This window comes from Arthrobacter sp. NPDC093128 (assembly GCF_040683875.1).
GTDB lineage: Bacteria > Actinomycetota > Actinomycetes > Actinomycetales > Micrococcaceae > Arthrobacter.
Window position 1 is genome coordinate 270,404 of record NZ_JBFBEY010000001.1, and the last position, 21,268, is coordinate 291,671.

At 64.4% G+C, this 21,268-nt stretch carries 18 protein-coding genes; 14 read left to right on the forward strand and 4 right to left on the reverse strand.

Features of this window, described 5'->3' with window-relative positions:
• Nucleotides 1–205 precede the first annotated feature (205 nt).
• From rsgA to AB0N24_RS01355, 7 genes are all read left to right on the forward strand, one after another.
• Complete coding sequence (gene rsgA, locus AB0N24_RS01325; RefSeq protein WP_364119361.1) at nt 206–1,381, forward strand: ribosome small subunit-dependent GTPase A; 1,176 nt, start codon at nt 206–208, stop codon at nt 1,379–1,381.
• Nucleotides 1,382–1,614: 233 nt separating this feature from the next.
• A complete protein-coding gene (locus tag AB0N24_RS01330; protein ID WP_364119364.1) occupies nt 1,615–2,715 on the forward strand; it encodes an ATP-binding cassette domain-containing protein in 1,101 nt (366 codons plus the stop codon).
• The gene (locus tag AB0N24_RS01335; protein ID WP_364119367.1) at nt 2,715–3,425 is read left to right on the forward strand and encodes an ABC transporter permease; all 711 of its coding nucleotides are present in this window, start codon (nt 2,715–2,717) and stop codon (nt 3,423–3,425) included. Before AB0N24_RS01330 ends, AB0N24_RS01335 begins: the two co-directional genes overlap by 1 nt.
• On the forward strand, nt 3,422–4,168 hold the full coding sequence (locus AB0N24_RS01340) for an ABC transporter permease (protein ID WP_104172136.1): 747 nt from the start codon (nt 3,422–3,424) through the stop codon (nt 4,166–4,168). The genes AB0N24_RS01335 and AB0N24_RS01340 overlap by 4 nt, the downstream gene beginning before the upstream one ends.
• Complete coding sequence (locus AB0N24_RS01345; RefSeq protein ID WP_364119371.1) at nt 4,165–5,121, forward strand: ABC transporter substrate-binding protein; 957 nt, start codon at nt 4,165–4,167, stop codon at nt 5,119–5,121. The genes AB0N24_RS01340 and AB0N24_RS01345 overlap by 4 nt, the downstream gene beginning before the upstream one ends.
• Nucleotides 5,122–5,267: 146 nt before the next feature.
• Entirely contained in the window at nt 5,268–6,488 is a 1,221-nt protein-coding gene (locus AB0N24_RS01350) for a pyridoxal phosphate-dependent aminotransferase (protein WP_104172138.1), read from the forward strand.
• A 104-nt stretch (nt 6,489–6,592) separates the two neighbouring features.
• Nucleotides 6,593–7,447 (forward strand): polyphosphate kinase 2 family protein, encoded by an 855-nt coding sequence (locus tag AB0N24_RS01355; protein ID WP_364119375.1) that lies wholly within the window; start codon nt 6,593–6,595, stop codon nt 7,445–7,447.
• Nucleotides 7,448–7,521: 74 nt separating this feature from the next.
• Here AB0N24_RS01355 and AB0N24_RS01360 read toward each other — a convergent pair whose 3' ends face one another.
• Together AB0N24_RS01360 and xseA are read right to left on the reverse strand one after the other, a co-directional pair.
• Nucleotides 7,522–7,752: an exodeoxyribonuclease VII small subunit gene (locus AB0N24_RS01360; protein WP_104172140.1), complete on the reverse strand. Its 231-nt coding sequence runs from the start codon at nt 7,750–7,752 to the stop codon at nt 7,522–7,524.
• Between the two features lie 66 nt (nt 7,753–7,818).
• The gene (xseA, locus tag AB0N24_RS01365) at nt 7,819–9,105 is read right to left on the reverse strand and encodes an exodeoxyribonuclease VII large subunit (protein WP_364119378.1); all 1,287 of its coding nucleotides are present in this window, start codon (nt 9,103–9,105) and stop codon (nt 7,819–7,821) included.
• Between the two features lie 184 nt (nt 9,106–9,289).
• On the opposite strand from xseA, the gene AB0N24_RS01370 reads away from it, so the two are divergent.
• Together AB0N24_RS01370 and AB0N24_RS01375 are read left to right on the forward strand one after the other, a co-directional pair.
• The gene (locus AB0N24_RS01370) at nt 9,290–10,147 is read left to right on the forward strand and encodes a hypothetical protein (protein ID WP_364119380.1); all 858 of its coding nucleotides are present in this window, start codon (nt 9,290–9,292) and stop codon (nt 10,145–10,147) included.
• A gap of 9 nt (nt 10,148–10,156) precedes the next feature.
• Nucleotides 10,157–11,236 carry a 4-hydroxy-3-methylbut-2-enyl diphosphate reductase gene (locus tag AB0N24_RS01375; protein ID WP_364119382.1) on the forward strand — a complete coding sequence of 360 codons (1,080 nt, stop codon included), beginning with the start codon at nt 10,157–10,159 and terminating at the stop codon, nt 11,234–11,236.
• A gap of 29 nt (nt 11,237–11,265) precedes the next feature.
• Here AB0N24_RS01375 and AB0N24_RS01380 read toward each other — a convergent pair whose 3' ends face one another.
• On the reverse strand, nt 11,266–12,477 hold the full coding sequence (locus AB0N24_RS01380; protein WP_364119384.1) for a DNA recombination protein RmuC: 1,212 nt from the start codon (nt 12,475–12,477) through the stop codon (nt 11,266–11,268).
• Between the two features lie 102 nt (nt 12,478–12,579).
• Here AB0N24_RS01380 and ychF point away from each other — a divergent pair, with 102 nt between their 5' ends.
• From ychF to AB0N24_RS01400, 4 genes are all read left to right on the forward strand, one after another.
• Complete coding sequence (ychF, locus tag AB0N24_RS01385) at nt 12,580–13,665, forward strand: redox-regulated ATPase YchF (protein WP_364119388.1); 1,086 nt, start codon at nt 12,580–12,582, stop codon at nt 13,663–13,665.
• A 334-nt stretch (nt 13,666–13,999) separates the two neighbouring features.
• Entirely contained in the window at nt 14,000–15,778 is a 1,779-nt protein-coding gene (locus AB0N24_RS01390; protein ID WP_364119391.1) for an ABC transporter family substrate-binding protein, read from the forward strand.
• 175 nt (nt 15,779–15,953) lie between these two features.
• Entirely contained in the window at nt 15,954–17,495 is a 1,542-nt protein-coding gene (locus AB0N24_RS01395; RefSeq protein ID WP_364119394.1) for an ABC transporter permease, read from the forward strand.
• On the forward strand, nt 17,492–18,592 hold the full coding sequence (locus AB0N24_RS01400; protein WP_364119397.1) for an ABC transporter permease: 1,101 nt from the start codon (nt 17,492–17,494) through the stop codon (nt 18,590–18,592). Before AB0N24_RS01395 ends, AB0N24_RS01400 begins: the two co-directional genes overlap by 4 nt.
• Nucleotides 18,593–18,616: 24 nt before the next feature.
• Here the strand turns inward: AB0N24_RS01400 and AB0N24_RS01405 are convergent, their stop codons facing one another.
• Nucleotides 18,617–19,246, reverse strand: a complete 630-nt coding sequence (locus AB0N24_RS01405; protein WP_364119400.1) for a PH domain-containing protein — start codon at nt 19,244–19,246, stop codon at nt 18,617–18,619.
• Between the two features lie 77 nt (nt 19,247–19,323).
• On the opposite strand from AB0N24_RS01405, the gene AB0N24_RS01410 reads away from it, so the two are divergent.
• Nucleotides 19,324–21,159 carry an ABC transporter ATP-binding protein gene (locus AB0N24_RS01410; RefSeq protein ID WP_364119403.1) on the forward strand — a complete coding sequence of 612 codons (1,836 nt, stop codon included), beginning with the start codon at nt 19,324–19,326 and terminating at the stop codon, nt 21,157–21,159.
• Nucleotides 21,160–21,268 lie beyond the last annotated feature (109 nt).

Here is a 21,268-nt window from a genome sequence, read left to right on the forward strand (position 1 = left end):
CGATGACTGCAATATTCCTGCGCGCCAAGCGCCTCAGCAAAGTCATTAATCCTGCCCCGGACCATCGCATGTCGTGACCCGCATCCACCGGAACCACCGGGCCTGAATCGCCACGCAGAAATCGCGCTGGCCGGCTCAAACAGCGGAGTCCATGCAACGGGGCCTCATCAGAGGTTCTCCATTGAATACAACTTCCGGTCATGTGATGACCGCAGATTTTTCAGCAACCAACAGTTCAACTCCACCTCACGGGCATCCTGCGTTGGCCGGACCCGTACAGTTCGGCTTCACCTCCTCAACGGCAGCGCTCTTTGAGGCCCATCCCGTGCCGGGCGGAGAGAGTCCCGGGAGGGTGATCCGTGTCGACCGGAACAGGGTCCTGGTCGCGGGGGCGGCGGAGCACTGGCATCTGCCCTATCCGAGCCATGGCGACGTTCCTGCCACAGGGGACTGGGTCTGGCTCGGTACCAACGCCGTAGGGGAACCCGCTGTCATCAGCGTGTTGCCGCGGCAATCGGCGCTGAGCCGCAAGCGGGCCTTTGAGGCGTCCTCGGAAGCCCAGGTCCTGGGGGCAAACGTGGATGTAGTCGGGGTGGTGGTCCCGGTAGACCGGCCGCTCACCCACAACCGGCTGGAGCGGACGCTCGTGGCGGCATGGGATTCGGGGGCCACTCCGCTGGTGATCATCACCAAGGCCGATCTTGCCGACATCGCTGACGACGTCGTCGGAAAGGTCATCCTGCAGGCCGCCGGCGTTGATGTGGTCACCACTTCGGCGGAATATGTCGATGGCCTTGACGAACTGCTCGGACACGTCCCGGCCGGCGCGACGCTTGTCCTACTGGGGCCCTCCGGCGCCGGGAAGTCCACGCTGATCAACGCCCTGGCCGGGCACCGCCTGCAGGAGGTCGGGCCGGTGCGTGCGGGCGACGGCAAGGGCAGGCACACCACTACGGCCCGTGAGCTCATTCCGCTGCCCGGGGGAGCCGTGCTCATGGACACCCCCGGAGTGCGCGGGTTCGGGCTCTTCGATGCGGACGACGGGATGGGGGAGATGTTCGGTGACCTGGAGGAGCTGTTCGGCCAGTGCCGCTTCGCCGACTGTGCGCACGACCGGGAACCCGGCTGCGCTATCCAGGGCGCGCTCGCCGACGGCACCCTGGAAATGCGCCGGTGGGAGAGCTACCTCAAGCTCCAACGTGAGCTTGCGGCCCTGAACCGCCGGCATGACGTGGCAGCCCGGAGGGCCTACCAGCGGGAATGGCACCAGAAGGTGGTAGTGGCCGGCAAGAGCCAGCGGGCGGCCGAGCGGTACGGGCAGGACGCGGCAGGTGACCGCGCCGGCGGGGACGGAAAACGGGGTAAACGCAAGCGCAGGTGACGTGCCTCCAGGAGGGGCAGCGGTGCCGGACTGCTCAGGATGACACGTCCGGCACCGCCACCCATCCAAAAGGCGCAGGTCACCGAATGCTTACGGTAACCGCGGCACCGCTGACTTTGGCGGGGCCGCTGGTTACGCTGTGTAATACCTGCTTTACAGCCGAAAATCAGTGAGCTTATGATCTTCTGGCTTTTCCGTCCGATGTTGCCGCCAACAGTTAGGTAAGCCGGGAAATGGCTGAAGCCATGATCGAATTCCAGAGCGTCACCAAGCAGTACCAGAGCGGGCAGCCGGCCGTTGACAACCTGACCATGTCCATCGACAAAGGCTCCATTACGGTTTTTGTTGGTCCGTCCGGTTGCGGGAAGACCACTTCCCTGCGGATGATCAACCGCATGGTGGAGCCCACTTCCGGCACCATCACGGTGGGCGGCAAGGACGTGACGTCCGTGCCCGCGGCGCAGCTGCGCCGGTCCATGGGGTATGTCATGCAGTCCTCGGGACTGATGCCGCACCGTTCGGTGCTGGACAACATCGCCACCGTCCCGCGGCTGAACGGGGTCTCCAAAGCGGAGGCACGCCAGCGCGCCCAGGAACTGCTCGACGTCGTCGGGCTCGCTTCGGTGCTCGGCAAGCGCTACCCCTCCCAGCTGTCCGGCGGCCAGCAGCAGCGCGTGGGCGTGGCACGCGCCCTCGCCGCAGATCCGCCCGTACTGCTGATGGACGAACCCTTCAGTGCCGTGGATCCGGTCGTTCGCGACGAACTGCAGCAGGAGCTGCTCAGGCTGCAGCGGGACCTGGCCAAGACCATCGTTTTCGTCACCCATGACATCGACGAAGCCACGGTCCTGGGGGACAAGGTCGCTGTCTTCGCCACCGGCGGCAAGCTGGCGCAGTACGCCACACCGGAGGAAATCCTGCGCGCCCCGGCCAACGACTTCGTGGCGTCCTTCGTGGGCAAGGACCGGGGGTTCCGCCACCTGGCGTTCAGCCCGTCCGACGCCGTCACCCTCCACGAGGTCCCCACCGTCAGCCAAAGTGACCTGGCGGCCGTCGCGGCAGGTTCTGCCGCGGACGACTGGCTGCTCGTGGTGGACGCGGATTCCCGCCCGCTGGGCTGGACCAGCCCGGGCGCGGGACCAGGGCTCATCCCCGGTGGATCGCTCTTCCGGAAAGGAGAGACCCTTCGCCGGGCCCTGGACGCGGCGCTCTCCTCGCCCTCGGGGCTGGGCGTTGCCGTGGACGCAGACGGCCGGCTTGCCGGCGTCCTCAAAGCGGATGAGGTGCTGGCGGTCATTGAATCGGCCCGGCTGGTCCGGCAGGGTGCCCTCTGATGGAATGGTTCCTGGCCAACAGCGGGCGGGTGTTCGAACTCGCCGGCCAGCACCTGGTGCTGGCCATCCTGCCCATGGTCTTTGGTTTGCTGCTCTCGATTCCGCTCGCCCAGTTCGCCCGGCGAAACAGGACCCTGCACTCTGTGGTGGTCACGGCTACGTCCCTGCTCTATACGGTGCCGTCCCTCGCCTTGTTCATCATCCTGCCCTCAATCCTGGGGACCAGGGTCCTGGATCCGGTCAACGTGATTGTGGCACTCACGATCTACGCGGTGGCCCTCCTGGTGCGGGCCGCCCTCGACGCTTTCGACTCGGTGGATGACGACCTTCGCCAGGCGGCCGTTGCCATGGGCTTCAAGCCCGGTGCGCGTTTCGTCCAGATCGATCTTCCGCTGTCCCTGCCGGTGCTGTTCGCCGGGTTGCGTGTGGTGTCGGTCAGCAACATCTCGCTGGTGAGCGTGGCCGCCCTGCTGGGCATCGGGAACCTGGGGATGCTGTTCACCTCCGGCCTCCAACGGGGCTTCATCACCGAGGTGGTGGTCGGAATCATTGCCATTTTGGTTCTGGCACTGGTGATGGATGCGGTGCTCGTGCTTCTGGAACGGCTCCTGACGCCGTGGACCAGGGCCGCAGCAAGAACGGACAAGGCCGGTCTTGCCTCGGCGGCGGAGCGGTTGTCCGATGTCCGGACAGGCGGTGCCTCCGCATGAGCAATGTCTTTACGGACACCTTTGCCTGGCTGGGGGACCCCCTGAACTGGGCCGGTAGCACGGGAATTCCCGTCCGGCTGGCAGAGCACCTGCAGTACACGGGCCTCGTGATGCTGATCGCCACGGCCATCGCCGTCCCAATCGGCCTCTATGTCGGCCACACCGGCCGCGGCCGGGTGGCGGTTGTTGCGTTGGCCGGCGCGCTACGGGCACTGCCCACCCTTGGCCTGCTGACTCTCTTCGTCCTCCTGGCCGGCATCGGACTGATGCCTCCGATCTGGGCCCTCGTGATTCTCACGGTGCCTCCGCTGCTCGCCGGCACCTATGCGGGGATTGCCAGCGTGGACCGGAACGTGGTGGACGCCGCCCGCGCCATGGGCATGACTGAACTGCAGGTGCTGTTCCGGGCGGAAGTCCCCAATGCCCTGACGGTGATGTTCGGAGGATTCCGGACCGGCGTGCTGCAGGTGATCGCCACCGTTTCGGTAGTTGCGTACATCAATCTGGGCGGGCTGGGCCGGTATCTTTTCGATGGCCTGGTGTTGTCCGATTTTCCGCAAATGCTGGGCGGTTCGCTCCTGATAGCCGGCCTGGCCATTGCCGTTGACCTGATTCTCGCCGTTTTCCAGAGGCTGTTCCTGTCCAGGAGAGTTTCTGCCACGCCAGACCGGAGCCAGCAGGCACCGGTTGATCTCACAGACCCCGTGTCCGCGGAGCCTGTTCTTCAAGGAGGTACGTCATGAAGGAAACCCACTCTAGAGTCCTGGGCCTGCGCGCATTCGGCGGTCTGGCCGCCGGCGTCGGGCTTGCCCTGACGCTGTCCGCGTGCGGCGGAGGGTCGGACCCCCTGGGAAGCGCGCCCGCCACGGGCGGCTCGGGATCAGGTTCGGCGCTGGTGATCGGTTCCGCCGACTTCCCGGAAAGCCAGATCATTGCAGAGGTCTACGCGGGTGCCCTGAACGCGGCCGGCGTGACTGCAAGCACCAAGCCCAACATCGGGTCCCGCGAGGTGTACTTCAAGGCTGTCCAGGACGGGTCCGTGGACGTCATCCCCGACTACAGCGGCAACCTTCTGCTGCATGTGGACAAGGAAGCCACCGAGGTGTCGGCGGACGACATCTACAAGGCGCTCCCGGCCAAGCTGCCCGAGGGACTGGCCGTGCTGGAGGCTTCCAAGGCCGAGGACAAGGACGCCATGGTGGTGACCAAGGCGACGGCGGAAAAGTACCAGCTCAAGTCCATCGAAGACCTCGCCAAGGTCTGCAGCGAGCTGGTGGTCGGCGCCCCGGCTACCTTCGCCGAGCGCGCATACGGCCTGCCCGGCCTGAAGAAGAACTACAGCTGCGAGCCCAAGAAGCTGGAACCGTTCAGCGACGGCGGCGGCCCCATCACCGTGAAAGCGCTGCTCGAGGACCAGGTGCAGGTCGCGGACATCTACACCACGACGCCCGCCATCGCCGACAATGACCTGGTGGTCCTGGAGGACCCCAAGAACAACTTCATCGCCCAGCAGGTCCTGCCGCTGTACAACAAGGCCAAGATGACGGACAAGGCCAAGGAAGCGCTCAACTCCGTGTCCAAGATCCTCACCACGGAAGACCTGATCAACCTCAACCGCGCCGTCAGCGGCACGCAGAAGCAGAACCCGAAGGACGCAGCAGCGGCCTGGCTCAAGGACAAGGGCCTGGTTAAGTAGCCAGAGCCCGACGGCGTCTTCCGGACTTCACGGTCCGGCGGGCGCCGTCGTCGTTTTCTTCGGCTGCTGGCCGAAGCGCCACTGCGCCGCTCCCGTGTGAGTCAAGTCTCAGCTGAAGTACATCCGCCATATGGCATATTTGATGGATGGCAGAATTCAAGCAGTCCACCAAGCTTCATAATGTCCTCTACGACATCCGTGGACCGATTCTTCAGGCCGCCCAGCAGATGGAGGCAGAGGGTCACCGCATCCTCAAACTGAATATCGGAAACCCGGCCCCGTTTGGTTTTGAAGCGCCGGACGCCATTTTGGTGGACATGATCCGCCACCTGCCGCATGCCCAGGGCTACAGTGATTCCCGCGGCATATTTTCCGCCCGGACCGCCGTGTCGCAGTACTACCAGACCCGCGGTATCCAGAACATCCACGTGGATGACATCTACCTCGGCAACGGCGTCAGTGAACTCATCACCATGTCGCTCATGGCGCTCCTCGACGACGGCGATGAGGTCCTTATCCCCACGCCGGACTATCCGCTGTGGACCGCCTCCGTGGCCCTCGCAAGCGGGCGGCCTGTGCACTACCTCTGCGATGAGGAGTCCGGCTGGCAGCCGGACCTGGAGGACCTCGAATCCAAGATCACCCCGCGTACCAAGGGAATCGTGGTAATCAACCCGAACAACCCCACCGGTGCGGTGTATCCCGAAGAGACACTGAAGAAGATCGTGGCCCTCGCCGAAAAGCACGGGCTGGTGCTTTTCGCGGACGAAATCTACGAGAAGATCCTCTACGAGGACGCCGTCCACGTAAACCTTGCCGGACTCACCGGCGACGACGTCCTGTGCCTGACCTTCAGCGGGCTGTCCAAGGCCTACCGGGTGTGCGGGTACCGGGCCGGCTGGATGGCGATTTCCGGGCCGAAGAAGGACGCCGCAGACTACCTCGAAGGCATCAGCCTGCTGGCTAACATGCGCCTCTGCGCCAACGTGCCGGCGCAGCATGCCATCCAGACGGCATTGGGTGGATACCAGAGCATCAACGACCTGATCCTGCCCGGCGGACGCCTGCTGGAACAGCGGAACAAGGCCTATGACCTGCTTAACGCCATCCCCGGCGTTAGCACACAGCAGGCCAGGGGAGCGCTCTACCTTTTCCCCAAACTGGACCCCGAGGTCTTCCACATCCGCGACGACGAAAAGTTCGTCCTGGACCTGCTCCGCGATCAGAAGATCCTCGTTTCCCACGGGCGTGCCTTCAACTGGGTCCGGCCGGACCACTTCCGGATGGTCACCCTGCCCAACGTGAAGGACATCGAAGAGGCAATTGGCCGCATGGGGGACTTCCTGAGCCGGTACCAGGGGAACTAGCCTGATGGCAGCAACGCCGCCCGGTGGATCCCGGGCGGCGGCAGCCGGAGGGAACCGCACGAGGCGGCGTTCCGGACTGGCGGCACATCGGCGGAAGGCTACTCATGGCAGGCATCGAAATGTTCAAGAAATCCCCGTCAGGGACCCTCGCCGCGGGTGACGGCTTCAAGCTCGCGGATGTGAACCCTGATTCCACACCGGGATATCCGGGCGGCAAAGCGGACGGGCACGCACTCCTTGCCGAACTCGACGGCAAACTTGCGATGCTGCAGGAGAAGCTGTTCGCCGAAGCCAAGTTCGGCGGCAGCAAGCGCATCCTGCTGATCCTCCAGGCCATGGACACCGCGGGCAAAGGCGGCATCGTGGCCCACGTTGTGGGTGCCATGGACCCGCAGGGTGTGCAGCTCAAGGCGTTCAAGGCGCCCACCGACGAGGAAAAAGCCTACGACTTCCTCTGGCGGATCGAGAAGGAAGTCCCCGCGGCCGGGATGGTGGGTGTCTTCGACCGGTCCCACTACGAGGATGTGCTCATCCACCGGGTCCGCGGCTGGGCTTCCCCGGAAGAGTTGGAGCGGCGCTACACCGCGATCAACGAATTTGAAGCCAGACTGACGGCCTCCGGTACGCGGATCGTCAAAGTGATGCTGAACATCAGCCGGGATGAACAGAAGGCCCGGCTGCTCGCGCGGCTGGATGATCCCTCGAAGCACTGGAAGTACAGCAGCGGCGACTTGAAGGAGCGCGCTTTCTGGGACGACTACATGGCCGCATACCAGGTGGCCTTTGACAAGACGCACACTGAGGTGGCGCCCTGGCACGTGGTCCCCGCTAACAAGAAATGGTACGCGCGCATCGCCGTGCAGCAGCTGCTCCTGCACGCCATGGAAGACCTCCATCTGGATTGGCCCGCCGCCGAGTTCGATGTTGCTTTGGAGCGCAGCATGGTGGAAAGGTCCTGATCCGGCGGCCCGGGACCCGGGCGGCCCGGGACCCGGGCGGCCCGGGACCCGGGCGGCCTAAGGGCCGGGGCGGACTAAGACTCCGGCCCGGCCTGGTTCCTGGCCGCGGCCAGCCGTTTGCGGGCGCCTTCGAGCCATTCCTCGCAGCGCTTGGCCAACGCTTCACCCCTCTCCCACAACGCGAGTGAGTCCTCCAGGCTGGCGCCGCCGGCCTCGAGCTTGCCCACCACCGCCACGAGCTGTTCGCGGGCCTCCTCGTAGCTCAGTCCTTCGATGTCCGCGTTCGGTTTCTGTTCTGCTGCCAATGTGCTGCTCCCTGCTGGTGGTAAATGGACTGGGCGGTTCCGGTGTTTGTCCGGCACCGCGCTGATTCAGTTGTCGGAAATCTGGTGGCCGCCGGTGGACCGGGCCGAAAAACTGCCGCCTGCAACGCGTACGAAAAGCTCGGAGCCCCCCGGTGCCTGCGACGGGTGCCGCACGACGGCCTTCCGGGTATCCGCTGCCTGGTCTGCGCCGGCCACCTGCACCACGGCGTAGCCGCGGTCCAGCGTTTGCTGCGGCGAGAGGGAGCGCACCTGGTTGCGGAGGTGGACGACCTGGTCGGCGGCCCTCAGCACTGCGGTGCTGATGGCGGCGCGTGAGCGGCTGCTGAGTCGTGCAACGTCTTCGGCCCGGGAGCTGACCATGACTTCCGGCGCAGCCAGGACAGGCCGCGAATGCAGGGAGGCCATCCGGTCGGATTCGCGTTCCACCAGCCGCGTCACGCCGCGCCTGAGCTGGTCGCGGGCCTGCCGAACCCTGGTGAGTTCTTCCGCGACGTCGGGAACGATCCTCTTTGCGGCATCCGTGGGCGTGGAGGCCCGGAGGTCGGCGACGTCGTCGAGGATGGGCCGGTCCGCCTCGTGCCCGATCGCGCTGACCACGGGTGTGGACGCGCCGGACACTGCCCTGATCAGGTCCTCGTTGCTGAAGGGGAGCAGGTCCTCCAAAGCGCCGCCGCCGCGGGCGATGACGATGACGTCAACGTGGGGATCCGCATCGAGTTCGCGCAGCGCGCCAATGATCTGGGACACAGCGGTATTTCCCTGCACCGCCACTTCCCGGACGTCGAATTCGACGGCCGGCCACCGGAGCGCGGCGTTGCGAAGCACGTCCTTTTTGGCATCGGAGTCGCGTCCGGTGATGAGTCCGATCCTGTGGGGGAGGAGCGGCAGGCGTTTCTTCCGGGAATCCGCAAAAAGGCCTTCCATGGAAAGCGCGTGGCGGAGCCGTTCGATCCGCGCCAGCAGGTCTCCGAGCCCTACCGGACGGATGTCCTTCACCGACATGTTGATGCGTCCGGTCTTGAGCCAGAACTCTGCCTTCAGGAGTGCCACCACCCTGGAGCCCCGCTCCAGGGGAACCTCCTGGCGGTCCAGGACATTCGACCAGATGGACGCCGGTAGGGAGATTTCGGCGTCAACATCCCGGAGCGTCATGAAGGCACTGCCGCCGCGGCGGTTCAGCTCGATGACCTGGCCTTCGACCCATGCCGAGGGGGTCCGGTCGATGTGGGCTTTGAGTTTTTGGGACAGAAGCTGCAAGGGCCAAGGGTTGTCCGGGCTGGTTTCGGCAGCCGTCGCAGGAACCGTGGTTGCCGCGGGCATGTTGTCAGCCACGGGCGGACCGTGACGGGGTGGGAGCCTTGGGCATGGGAATCCTTTGCGGGTGGCAGTGCATCAAAACGGAACGGCATCAAACCGAATCAACTCTATCCATAGCTCTACCACTGTCCGCCGACATTTTTGCTTCCCCGCCGGCACCCCTAGGATGGCAGTACCGCCAACCAAACCTAGGAATCCCTTGCGCACTTTTGTCTCAGCTGCCGCCGTCATCCTTGGACTGCTGCTGGCCGCCGCCGCCGTTCCCGCCATCTGGGTGGACCGGAACATTGTGCAGGAGGACGGCTTTGTCTCCCTCGCCGCTCCGCTGGGCAAGGACACTGTCTTCCAACAAAGGCTGGCATCCGCCGCGGTTGGCAGCATCGATCCGACCGGCCAGATTCCTGAACCGTTCGCGGAACTGGTGCAGCCGATCCTGGATTCAGCCGCCAAATCCCTGACAACGCTTCCCGGCTACCCCGCGGCGTGGGAGGAAACGCTGAGGAAGAGCCACCGCCTCAACTTCACGGCTTCCGGAACCGCCCCGTCGGAGGCTGAACCGTCCACGACCCTCACCCTGGATGTGGCACCCCTGGTGGGCCTGCTGACCCAGCAGATTTCGGACGCAACCAAAGTGCCGGTGGAGGCGCCGGAACAGACGCTGATCGATATTGGGCAGCCAAGCCAGCGGCAACTCGTGGACCAGGTGTCGGCCTACGCGCCCATGGGTTATGCGTTGGCCGCGGGATCGGCAATCGCCTTGCTGCTTGGCCTGATTGCCGCACGCCGGCGCTGGACCGTGCTGGTGGGGGCGGGGGCCGGAGCGCTGGTGCTGGCGGCGGTCTGGAAACTGGGAGCGGACGCAGCCGGCCTCGCGGCTGCCGGAACAGCCAGCGGGAACGAGGTGGCGGACATCTTCAAAAGCGAATTCGTCGCCGCGTCCTCCGACCGGTTCGGGCAGTGGATCCTGGCGACGCTTATTGCCGGGGCGGTCCTCATCGTGGCCGGTGTCATTTTCCGCGTTGTTGCCGGCGCCGGCCGCGCCCTGCGTTCCCGGTAGCATTGAACAATGACCACCTCAGCTGTTTCCATCCCCATGCCTTCAATTCCGCGGAGGCGCCGTTCGCCTGAGGACGTACTGGCAGCGGCTCCGGTGTCAGGCCCCAAAAAGGTTCTGCTCGCGGCTCCCCGCGGCTACTGCGCCGGAGTGGACCGTGCCGTTATTGCCGTTGAGAAGGCGCTGGAACACTACGGTCCGCCGGTTTACGTCCGCAAGCAGATTGTCCACAACGTTCACGTGGTCAGCTCCCTAGAGGAGCAGGGTGCCATCTTCGTTGACGAGACGGACGAGGTCCCCGAAGGCGCCCTGGTGATTTTTTCGGCCCACGGCGTATCGCCCGCGGTAGTGCAGTCGGCCGAGGACCGTGGCCTTCGCACCATCGACGCCACATGCCCCCTGGTGACCAAGGTGCACCGGGAGGCTGTCCGCTTTGCCAAGGACGACTTCGACATCCTCCTGATCGGCCACGACGGCCACGAGGAAGTTGAGGGAACGGCCGGTGAAGCCCCCGAGCACATCCAGATCATCAACGGCCCGCACGAGGTAGGTAAAGTGACGGTCCGGGACCCGGAAAAGGTCATCTGGCTTTCGCAGACCACACTGAGCGTGGATGAAACGATGGAAACGGTCCGGCTGCTGAAAGAGCGTTTCCCGACGCTGCAGGATCCGCCCAGCGACGACATCTGCTACGCCACCACCAACCGCCAGGTGGCCATCAAGAAGATTTCCCCGCAGGCCGACCTGGTCATCGTGGTGGGCTCCGCCAACTCCTCCAACTCCGTCCGCCTTGTGGAGGTTGCCCTGGAATACGGCGCAAAAGCCTCCTACCGCGTTGACTTCGCCAACGAAGTGGACGAGGCCTGGTTCGAAGGCGTCGCCACTGTTGGGGTCACCTCCGGTGCATCCGTTCCGGAAGTGCTGGTCAAGGACGTGCTTCGGCTCCTCGCGGACTACGGCTACGGAGCCGTGGAGGAAGTGGTCACAGCGGAGGAAGACCTGCTCTTCTCCCTGCCCAAGGAGCTCCGGGCGACGCTGAAGAAATCCGGAGACGTGACCCGCGCCCTGGGCGGAAACAAGGCGCGGGCCTGAGCCCTGCGGGGTCCTTTTCCCTGGCGCGACTACGCGGCTGATTCCTCCGACTGGAGTTCGGGGGCGGCCACTGAGCGCGGGGTCACTTCGATGGCGGGCGGAGTGGTCAGCCCCTCGGCTTCAAGGGCGTTGAGCTTTCGGGCCGTGGGCAGGACGCGTGCTTCGAGCGTCCCGACCATCGAGTTGTAGCGGTCAACGGAAGTCTTGAGGGAAGACCCCAGCTTGGTCACGTTGTCGCCGAGCGTTCCCATGCGCTCGTAGAGCTGCCGGGCCAGCTCAAACAGCTCCCGGGCACTGTCCGTCAGCACGTCCTGGCGCCAGGTGAACGCCACCGACTTCAGTACGGCCAGCAGGGTGCCGGGGGAAGCGAGCACCACGTTCTTGTTCAGGGCATAGTCCAGGAGGCCGGGATCGGCGGCCAGGGCGGCGGCCAGGATGGATTCCGCCGGCAGGAAGCAGATCACGAGTTCGGGTGAATTGCCCGGGATATCCCAGTACTTCTTGTTGCTCAGGGCGTCCACATGGGATTTCAATGCCTTTGCGTGTGCTGCCAGCAGCGCACTTTGTCCGTTGAGCGCGTTCCCGTGCTGTTGCTGTCCCGAGGAAGGCCCCAGGTCCTGGGCTTCAAGGTAGGAGGCCAGCGGCACCTTGGCGTCGACCACAAGCTGCTTCTCGCCCGGGAGCTGGACCACGAGGTCGGGCCGCAGGGCGTTCCCCGCCGCGGCGCTGTGGTGCTGCTCATGGAAATCCACGTGGCGGAGCATGCCGGCTGCTTCCACCACACGCCGCAGCTGGACCTCACCCCACTGGCCGCGGGCGCTGTTGGACCGCAGGGCGGACTCGAGGGCATGGGTTGAGCGAAGGAGCTGTTCGTCGGAGAGGCGGGCTTCCTGCAGTTGCTGTGCGAGCTGTCCGTACTGCTCCAGCCGGTCACGTTCGAGCAGGGAGACCTGCTGCTGGACCGCCGTAAGCTTCTCCGCCACGGGAGCCAGGGCCCGGAGGACGCTGCCGTCCTGGTTGCGTGACTCGCCGAGCTCCCTGTTCTGTGCCGACAAAAGGCGACGCTCGGCGTCGGCTGCCGCGAACTGGGCGCTGACCTCCGAAAGACGGGCCGAGACGCCGTCGAAATCCTGCTCCAGGGCAACGTTCCGCCGCCGGAACACCACGTAGGTGAAGGCGGCGCCGATCAAGGCTCCGAGAATCAGCATCAGTAGGGCAAGTATCAGTGCAAAAGCGTCCATGGGTTCACTTTGGCACGCGCCCCTGACATTTTTGGCGCAGGCGCACGCACGGCAGGGGGCGGCCGCAGGGTTCCGGACCGATTACCGGTAGAATCAATGCTCGTGGCTCTTACTATTGGCATCGTCGGACTGCCCAACGTCGGCAAATCAACTCTTTTCAACGCACTGACCCGCAATCAGGTGCTGGCCGCGAACTATCCGTTCGCCACCATCGAGCCGAATGTCGGCGTCGTGAACCTGCCGGATCCCCGCCTGGCGAAGCTGGCGGCCATCTTTGGATCCCAGCGGCTGCTGCCCGCCCCGGTGTCCTTCGTGGACATCGCCGGGATCGTGAAAGGTGCGTCGGAGGGCGAAGGCCTGGGCAACAAGTTCCTTGCCAACATCCGCGAGGCCGAGGCCATCGCCCAGGTTGTCCGTGTGTTCGACGACCCCGACGTGATCCACGTCGACGGCAAGGTGGATCCCAGCTCGGATATGGAGACCATCAACACCGAGCTGATCCTGGCCGACCTTCAGACCATCGAAAATGCGATTCCCCGGATCGAAAAAGAAGTCAAGATCAAGAAGCGGGAAGCTGCCGAGCTGGCTGCCATCAAGGCGGCCCAGGCTGTGCTGGAACGTGGCGACACCATTTTCGCCTCGATCAAGAGCGACAAACTGGAGATGGAGCACCTCAAGGAGCTCAGCCTCCTGACCGCCAAGCCCTTCATCTACGTCTTCAACGCGGACGAAGGCATTCTGGGCAGTCCGGAGAAGCAGGACGAACTGCGGGCCATGGTTGCCCCGGCGGACGCCATCTTCCTCGACGCCAAGCTCGAGTCCGACCTCGTCGAGCTGGATGAGGAAGAGGCCCGCGAGATGCTGGAGATGAACGGCCAGGACGAATCCGGCCTCGACCAGCTGGCCCGCGTCGGCTTCCACACCCTGGGACTGCAGACCTACCTGACGGCAGGGCCCAAGGAAACGCGCGCCTGGACCATCCACCAGGGCGACACCGCACCGCAGGCCGCCGGCGTGATCCACTCCGACTTCCAGCGCGGCTTCATCAAGGCCGAAGTTGTCTCCTTCGACGACCTCATCGAGGCCGGCTCCATGGCCGAGGCGAAGGCCCGCGGCAAGGTCCGCATCGAAGGCAAGGAATACGTGATGTCCGACGGCGACGTCGTGGAGTTCCGCTTCAACGTCTAGCGGCGCACACCAGGAACACTGGCACAGTCAGTGATTGAGCATTAACAGCAAAAGCCCCGATTCCCTTGGATCGGGGCTTTTGCTGTGATTGGACCCGCTTCCGCCCTGCCTTTTGCGCATCAAGGTTCTCCAACGATTTAAAGTGGCACTGCTTGCCCATTGTTGCAGCTCGGTAACAACCTTTACTCATGGGCAACTTTGGTCCCACCGGCGCACCTTTCGGGTTTAGGCTACTGCTCATGTGAGGCCAGCCACATTCTCACTGGGGGAATGGGCGGTCTGGCCGACGCCTACAGCGGCGGTCTTTTCAAACCACAGAAACATAGGAGGCGGAATGCGCTTCGGTCGTATTTCCAAAGCGGTAGGCGTCGCGGCAGCTGCCGCGCTTGCTCTCAGCGCCTGCGCCGGCAACAGCGGCGGGACAACCCCGTCTAGCGCTACTGCCGGCAAACAGGGTGGCTCAGCCACGGTGGTCGAGGTGAACGCTTTCAACACGTTCAACCCGAACACTGCCGACGGCAACACTGACATCAACTCGAAGATCAGCTATGCCACCCACTCGGGTTTCTACTACATCGACAATCAGCTGAACGTTGTCCGCAACGAGAAGTTCGGCAAGATGGAAAAGACTTCCGATGACCCGCTGACGGTCAAGTACACCGTCAACGAGGGCGTGAAGTGGTCCGACGGAACCCCCGTCACGGCAGCCGACCTCCTGCTGCAGTGGGCAGCGTTCTCCGGTTACTACGACGACGCCGACTCAGAGGCGAAGACGGGCACGCAGTACTTCTCCTACGCTGGTGACCCCACCGGCCTCAAGCTCACCGATTTCCCCGAACTCGGCGACGACAACCGCACGATGACGATCAAGTACACCAAGCCGTTTGCTGACTGGGAAACCGTCCTGGGCGGTCCGGGCATTGACGTCGCGGCCCACGTGATGGCCAAGAAGGCAGGCCTCACCGACGCCAAGGCACTGGTGGACTACCTCAAGGAAAAGCCCAAGGGCGACGCCAAGGCCCCGAAGCCGGCCGATGCGAAGCTGAAGGCCATGGCTGACTTCTGGAACACCGGGTTCGACACCAAGACCCTGCCGTCGGACCCCAGCCTCTACCTCTCCAACGGCCCGTACATTGTCAAGAGCGTCACGCAGGACCAGTCGCTGACCATGGTCCGCAACAAGGATTACAACTGGGGCCCGGAAGCGAGCCTGGACGAAATCACGGTCCGCTACATCGGCTCCGCTCCGGCGCAGGTGCAGGCATTGAAGAACGGCGAAGCGGACATCATCGCCCCGCAGGCCTCCGCCGACACCATCGAGCAGCTCAAGGCACTCGAAAGCCAGGGCGTGACCGTGGAACAGGGCAACCAGCTCTCCTACGACCACATCGATCTGAACTTCTCGGGTCCGCTGGCTGAAAAGAGCGTCCGCGAGGCGTTCATGAAGACCGTCCCGCGCAAGGACATCGTGGACAAGATCGTGAAGAAGCTCGATCCGGAAGCCAAGCCGCTCGACTCCCAGCTGTTCGTTCCGGCCCAGGCTGCCTACGAGGAGTCTGCCAAGAACAACGGCTCTTCGGCCTACCAGGACGTGGACATTGACGGCGCCAAGGCTCTTCTCGCCGGCAAGACCCCCGAGATCCGCATCATGTACAACAAGGACAACCCCAACCGTGTTGATGCCTTCTCCCTGATCCGCGAGTCGGCCACCCAGGCCGGGTTCAAGATCGTTGACGGCGGCCTGGGCGCTTCTGACTGGGGCAAGGCCCTGGGCGACGGCAGCTACGACGCCACGATCTTCGGCTGGATAAACCCGGGCGTCGGCGTATCCGGCGTGCCGCAGATCTTCCGCAGCGGCAACGGTTCCAACTTCAACGTGTTCAGCGATCCTGAAGCCGACAAGCTGATGGACGAGCTGATCGTCACCACCGACCGCAGCAAGCAGGATGAGCTGATTACGCAGATCGACAAGAAGATCTGGGATTCCGCTTATGGTCTTCCGCTCTTCCAGTCCGTAGGCGTGGACGCGTACAGCGACCGCATCACCGGTGTGAAGTTCATGCCGAACCAGACGGGTGTCTGGTGGAACTTCTGGGAGTGGGCTGAGAAGTAAAGCCCCCGCTCAGCAACCGAACAGCAGGTGAAGGCGCCGGGACAGCAGTAGTGTCCCGGCGCCTTCGCTGGCACCACCGGCATTCGCCGGCTTTCCGCCCACCTCACTCGGCAAGCCGGACTGTTTCTGCGATGGGCCCGGTCAGATCCCGGCCCGGATATCGAGGCTTACCACCATGGTGACGTACATCGTCCGGCGGCTTATTACTGCCGCACTCATACTTCTCGGGGCATCATTCCTCGTGTACCTCCTGACAGCGTCGTCCGGAGATCCACTGGAGGAATTCCGTGCCAGCAGTGCCGCCAACAAACAACAGCTCATGGACTCGCGCAGCCAGCTGCTTGACCTGGACACTCCGGCCCCCCTCCGGTACTTCAAATGGCTTGGCGGAGCGGCTAAATGCCTGGTTCCCTTCGGCGGCTCGTGCGACCTCGGCAAGAACATCGCCGGGCAGCCAATAACGGAGGCCCTCGGCTTCGCGCTGGTCCAGACCCTGACGCTCGTCACCGGCGCCACCGTCCTGGCCATCCTGATCGGCATTGCCCTCGGCATCATCACGGCCCTTCGGCAGTACAGCGCCCTCGACTATGGCGTGACGTTCATGGCGTTCCTGTTCTTCTCGCTCCCCATCTTCTGGGTTGCCGTGCTGCTGAAGGAATACGGTGCCATCGGCTTCAACGATTTCCTCCGCAATCCCGAAATACCGCTGCCTGCGGCCCTGGGGATAGGTGCCATAGCGGGCGTGATCGTTGCAGTTGCCGTCGGTGGAGCGGCCCGCCGCCGGCTCGTTTCAGGCGGCATCGTTTTCCTCGCGGCCAGCCTTATCCTGATCTACTTCTCCGTTGTGCAGTGGTTCCGGAACCCCGGACTTGGCCCGGTGGTCATTGCGATTGCAGGGGTGGGCCTCGCCTTCGCCGTGACAGTCCTCGTGGCCGGGCTCAAGAACAAGCGTGCCCTGCAGTCCGCGCTGATCGTGGTGGCACTTGGAGTGGTTGCCTACTTCGCGGTCCAGCCGCTCCTGAACGAGGCGACGGCGCTCATGATAGTCCTGCTGGGCATCGCCACAATCGGTGTGGGCGTGGCAACGGGCTACCTCATGGGCGGATACGATCGCGGCCAGTCGATGCGCGCCGCCGGGATAACATCCTTCCTCGTGGGCGGACTCATCCTGATGGACCGCTTCATGCAGGCCTGGCCCAACTACTTCAACAACAGCAGGGTCCGGGGGAGGCCGATCGCCACGATCGGTGCCGGCACCCCGAACATCCAGGGCGACTTCTGGGTCCTGAGCCTGGACACCTTCACGCACCTGATTCTTCCGACCATGGCCCTCATCCTTGTTTCGTTGGCAAGCTACACGCGGTTCACCAGGTCGTCCATGCTGGAAATCATGAACATGGACTACATCAGGACAGCCCGCGCCAAGGGACTCTCCGAGCGGTCCGTGGTGATGGGCCACGCGTTCCGCAACGCGCTGATTCCCATCGCCACCATCGTGGCCTTCGATATCGGGGCGCTCATCGGCGGTGCCGTCATTACGGAGACGGTGTTCTCGGTGCGGGGAATGGGGTTCCTCTTCCTGGACGGCATCGTGCACACTGACCCGAACCCCGTGATGGGCGTCTTCGTCTGTGTGGCAGTGACCGCGATGGTGTTCAACCTGATAGCAGACCTTGCGTACTCCGCACTCGATCCCCGCGTAAGGATTAAGGCATGAGCCAGCCAACCCAGCAGGAAGAATTCCTCGCCGAGCACTCACACCCCCGGCCGCCGGGAGTGTCCTTCGAACCGGAAGCGAAGGGGCTGAGCCAGGGGCAGATTGTCCGCAAACGGTTCCTGGGCCACAGCGGGGCCATTGCCGGCCTTTTCATCTTTGTCTTCATCTTCCTGCTGGCCTTCACCTCGGTCGGCTGGGCAGGCATTCCGGGGTGGTGGAAATACGACCACCTGGATGTGTCGCCGCTGGTCAACGACGGGGTTCCGACGGCATCCCTGTGGCTGCCGGCCTGGGGCGAACACCCCTTCGGGCAGGACCGGATCGGCCGGGACCTCTTCGCCATGACCATGCGCGGAGCCCAGCAGTCCATCACCATCATGATCCTGATCGGGGCCATCGCCGGCCTGCTGGGCACTGTCATCGGCGGCCTGTCCGGGTACTTCCGGGGCTGGGTGGAAGCAGTCCTGATGCGGATCACGGACGTCATCATCATCATCCCGGTGCTGCTGCTTGCCGCCGTGGTGGCCCAGTCCGTCAACCGCAGGGACCAGGGCGGCTGGTTTTCGGGCTTCGCGGCCAGCAACGGCATCCTGATCCTGGGCATCTTCCTGGGCCTGGTCAGCTGGGTCGGCCTGGCGCGGCTGATGCGCGGGGAGTTCCTCACCCTTCGTGAACGGGAGTTTGTCGACGCAGCACGTATCTCCGGGGCCAGCAATGCACGGATCATTTTCAAGCACATCCTGCCCAATGCCATCGGCGTCCTGATCGTCAACGTGACCCTGACCATGTCCGCTGCCATCCTCCTGGAAACTGCACTGAGCTACCTCGGCGTCGGCGTGAAGTCCCCGGACACCTCGTTGGGCCTGCTTATCTCGCAGAACCAGGAAGCGTTCTCCACCCGGCCATGGCTGTTCTGGTTCCCGGGCCTCTTCATTGTGCTGATCTGCCTCAGTATCAACTTCATCGGCGACGGACTTCGGGACGCGTTCGATCCGAGGCAGAAGAAGTTCAACGCCAAAAAGGCCAAAGACGCCAAGCCTGCCGGAGCGCCGGAGAAGGCAAGGGCTGCTGCAGCCGACGGGTCTGCGGGCGACTGAATGCGGGCTGTCCGGGCATCCGCCCTACGGAACTGTGACGCCCCAGTAGCTGGCGGCAAGGAGCACCACGGTGGTGGCGATCGCGGTCCAGCGAAATGTCACGCTGACGGCCGTGGTCTCGGCATTTCCGGCGTCCAGGGTGCCGGCTTCGACCAGCTCTTCCCACCGGCCGCGAACCAGCCGGGCTGCCTGGCCGGAGTCAGTGGTTTTCAGGTCACCCGGGCGCACGGACTGTCCGGGTCCGTAGGTCGCGGAAGGCAGGCCCTTGAGATCCTCGGGGCGGGCGTTCCGGCCGCCCCAGATGCCCGGCGCCGGGGCGGCCCAGGAGGCGTAGCTCCTGGCCGGTGTGACCAGCGTCAGGGCAAACCGGGTATCGACGTTCACCAGGGCTGCCCAGGGGACGTCAATGGAGCGGAACGGATTCTCCAGGGTGATGCCGCCGTCGTGCACCACCACGGAGGGCATCCAGAACAGCAGCCAGCCGAGAAAACCGATCAGCAGCAGCGGACCCGTACCCAGCAGCGCTGCCGGCCCGCCGGCCGCAGCAGTGACAACAAGGCCGACGGCGGCGACCAGCCAGGACAGCCAGGCGAACCATTTGTTCGTGCGGGCTTTGAAGACTTCAACATTTCCGGCGTGCGGCACACTGCTCATGCCCCCAATAATTCAGGATTCCAGGCCACAGCACTAATCTCCGGTGCTGTCGTGGCTTGGGCGGAAGGGAACCCGTCATGACTGACAACATCACCCCGAACCAGGGCACCTCCCCGGCGCAGGAGCCCGCCAAGGGAGAAATAGTCCTCGAGGTCCGCGATCTCAGCGTCGACTTCGGCGTGGACAAAAAATGGGTGCCCGCCGCTATCGGCCTGAATTATGAGGTGCGGGCGGGGGAAGTCCTTGCCATCGTGGGGGAGTCCGGCTCCGGCAAGAGCGCCAGTTCCATGGCCCTGCTGGGCCTCCTGCCCAGCAACAGCCGGGTATCGGGCAGCGTCCGCCTCTCCGGCAAGGAGCTCCTCGGCGCCAATGCCGCCAACATCCGGGAGGTGCGCGGCAAGGATGTGGCCGTGATCTTCCAGGAGCCCATGACCGCCCTCAATCCCGTGTACACGGTCGGGGCACAGATCGTTGAGACGGTCCGGCTGCACAATGAGGTTTCACCGGACCAGGCCAGGGAACGTGCCCTGCGCATGCTGGAACTGGTGGAACTGCCGGACCCGGAGAAGGCGTTCAAGTCCTACCCCCACCAGCTTTCGGGCGGCCAGCGGCAACGGGCCATGATCGCGCAGTCGCTGTCCTGTGATCCCAAACTGCTGATTGCCGATGAGCCCACGACGGCCCTGGACGTCACCGTCCAGGCCGAGATCCTGGATCTCATGCGCAACCTGCGGAACAAGCTGGACAGCGCCATTGTGCTCATCACCCATGACATGGGCGTGGTGGCGGACCTGGCAGACCGGATCGCCGTCATGCGGCGGGGGCTGATTGTTGAAACTGGAACGGCCGAGCAGGTCTTCCGCAACCCCCGGCATGAATACACCCAGGCACTGCTGGCCGCAGTGCCGCACCTCGGCCAGGGCGGTGCGGACCAGGGCGCCGAGGTGGATGTCACCGCCGCGCTGGCTGCCGCCACACACGCTGAACTGGAGTCAGTGGACCGCGATGACCTGGTCCGCCGCGAGCGTGAGAACGCCGCGGCGCTGGCTGCTGCGGCCGCGGAACGGCCCCAGGGCGAGCCGGTCCTGGAACTTACGGATGTGGCCATCGAATACCCCAAACAGGGCCGCGTACCGGCCTTCAGGGCCGTGGAGGGTGCAAACCTCGTGATCTACCCCGGCCAAGTGGTGGGTCTCGTGGGCGAATCAGGCTCGGGCAAGACCACCATCGGCAGGGCCGCCGTGGGGCTGCTTCCTGTCGCAGCCGGCACCATGCGGGTGGTGGGCCAGGACATTTCCGCCGCCAAAAAGAACGGGAAGCAACTGCACCAGGTCCGGCGCCACATCGGCATGGTGTTCCAGGACCCGTCGTCGTCGTTGAATCCCCGCCTTCCGATCGGCGAGAGCATCGGCGAACCCATGTTCCTTGCCGGTGAGGCCAAGGGAAGCGGGCTGCAGAAACGGATCGAAGCCCTCCTCGACCAGGTTGAGCTGCCGAGGAGTTACCGCAACCGCTACCCGCATGAGCTGTCCGGCGGGCAGAAGCAGCGCGTGGGCATCGCGCGGGCACTGTCGCTCAAACCGAAGCTGATGGTGGCGGACGAACCGACGTCGGCACTGGACGTGTCCGTGCAGGCAAAAGTGCTTGAACTGTTCCAGAACCTCCAGAGGGACCTCGGCTTTGCCTGCCTGTTCGTGACACACGACCTGGCAGTGGTCGACGTGCTGGCCGACCGGATTTGCGTGATGCAGCGGGGCAGGATCGTGGAGCAGGGCTCCCGGGACCAGATCCTGCGCAACCCGCAGGAGCCCTACACGCAGCGCCTCCTTGCTGCGGTGCCCCTGCCGGACCCCGAAAAACAGCGTGAGCGCAGGGAGTTGCGGGCACAGTTGCTGGCGAGTGGAGTGGAGTAGCGTCCGTCACATCACGGAGAGCATACCAGTGAGTAACATGTGACTTGAAATACGCCTGAGTTGACTCGAATGGTCAAATTGTGACCCGGTTACAGTTTGGCAACAGAGT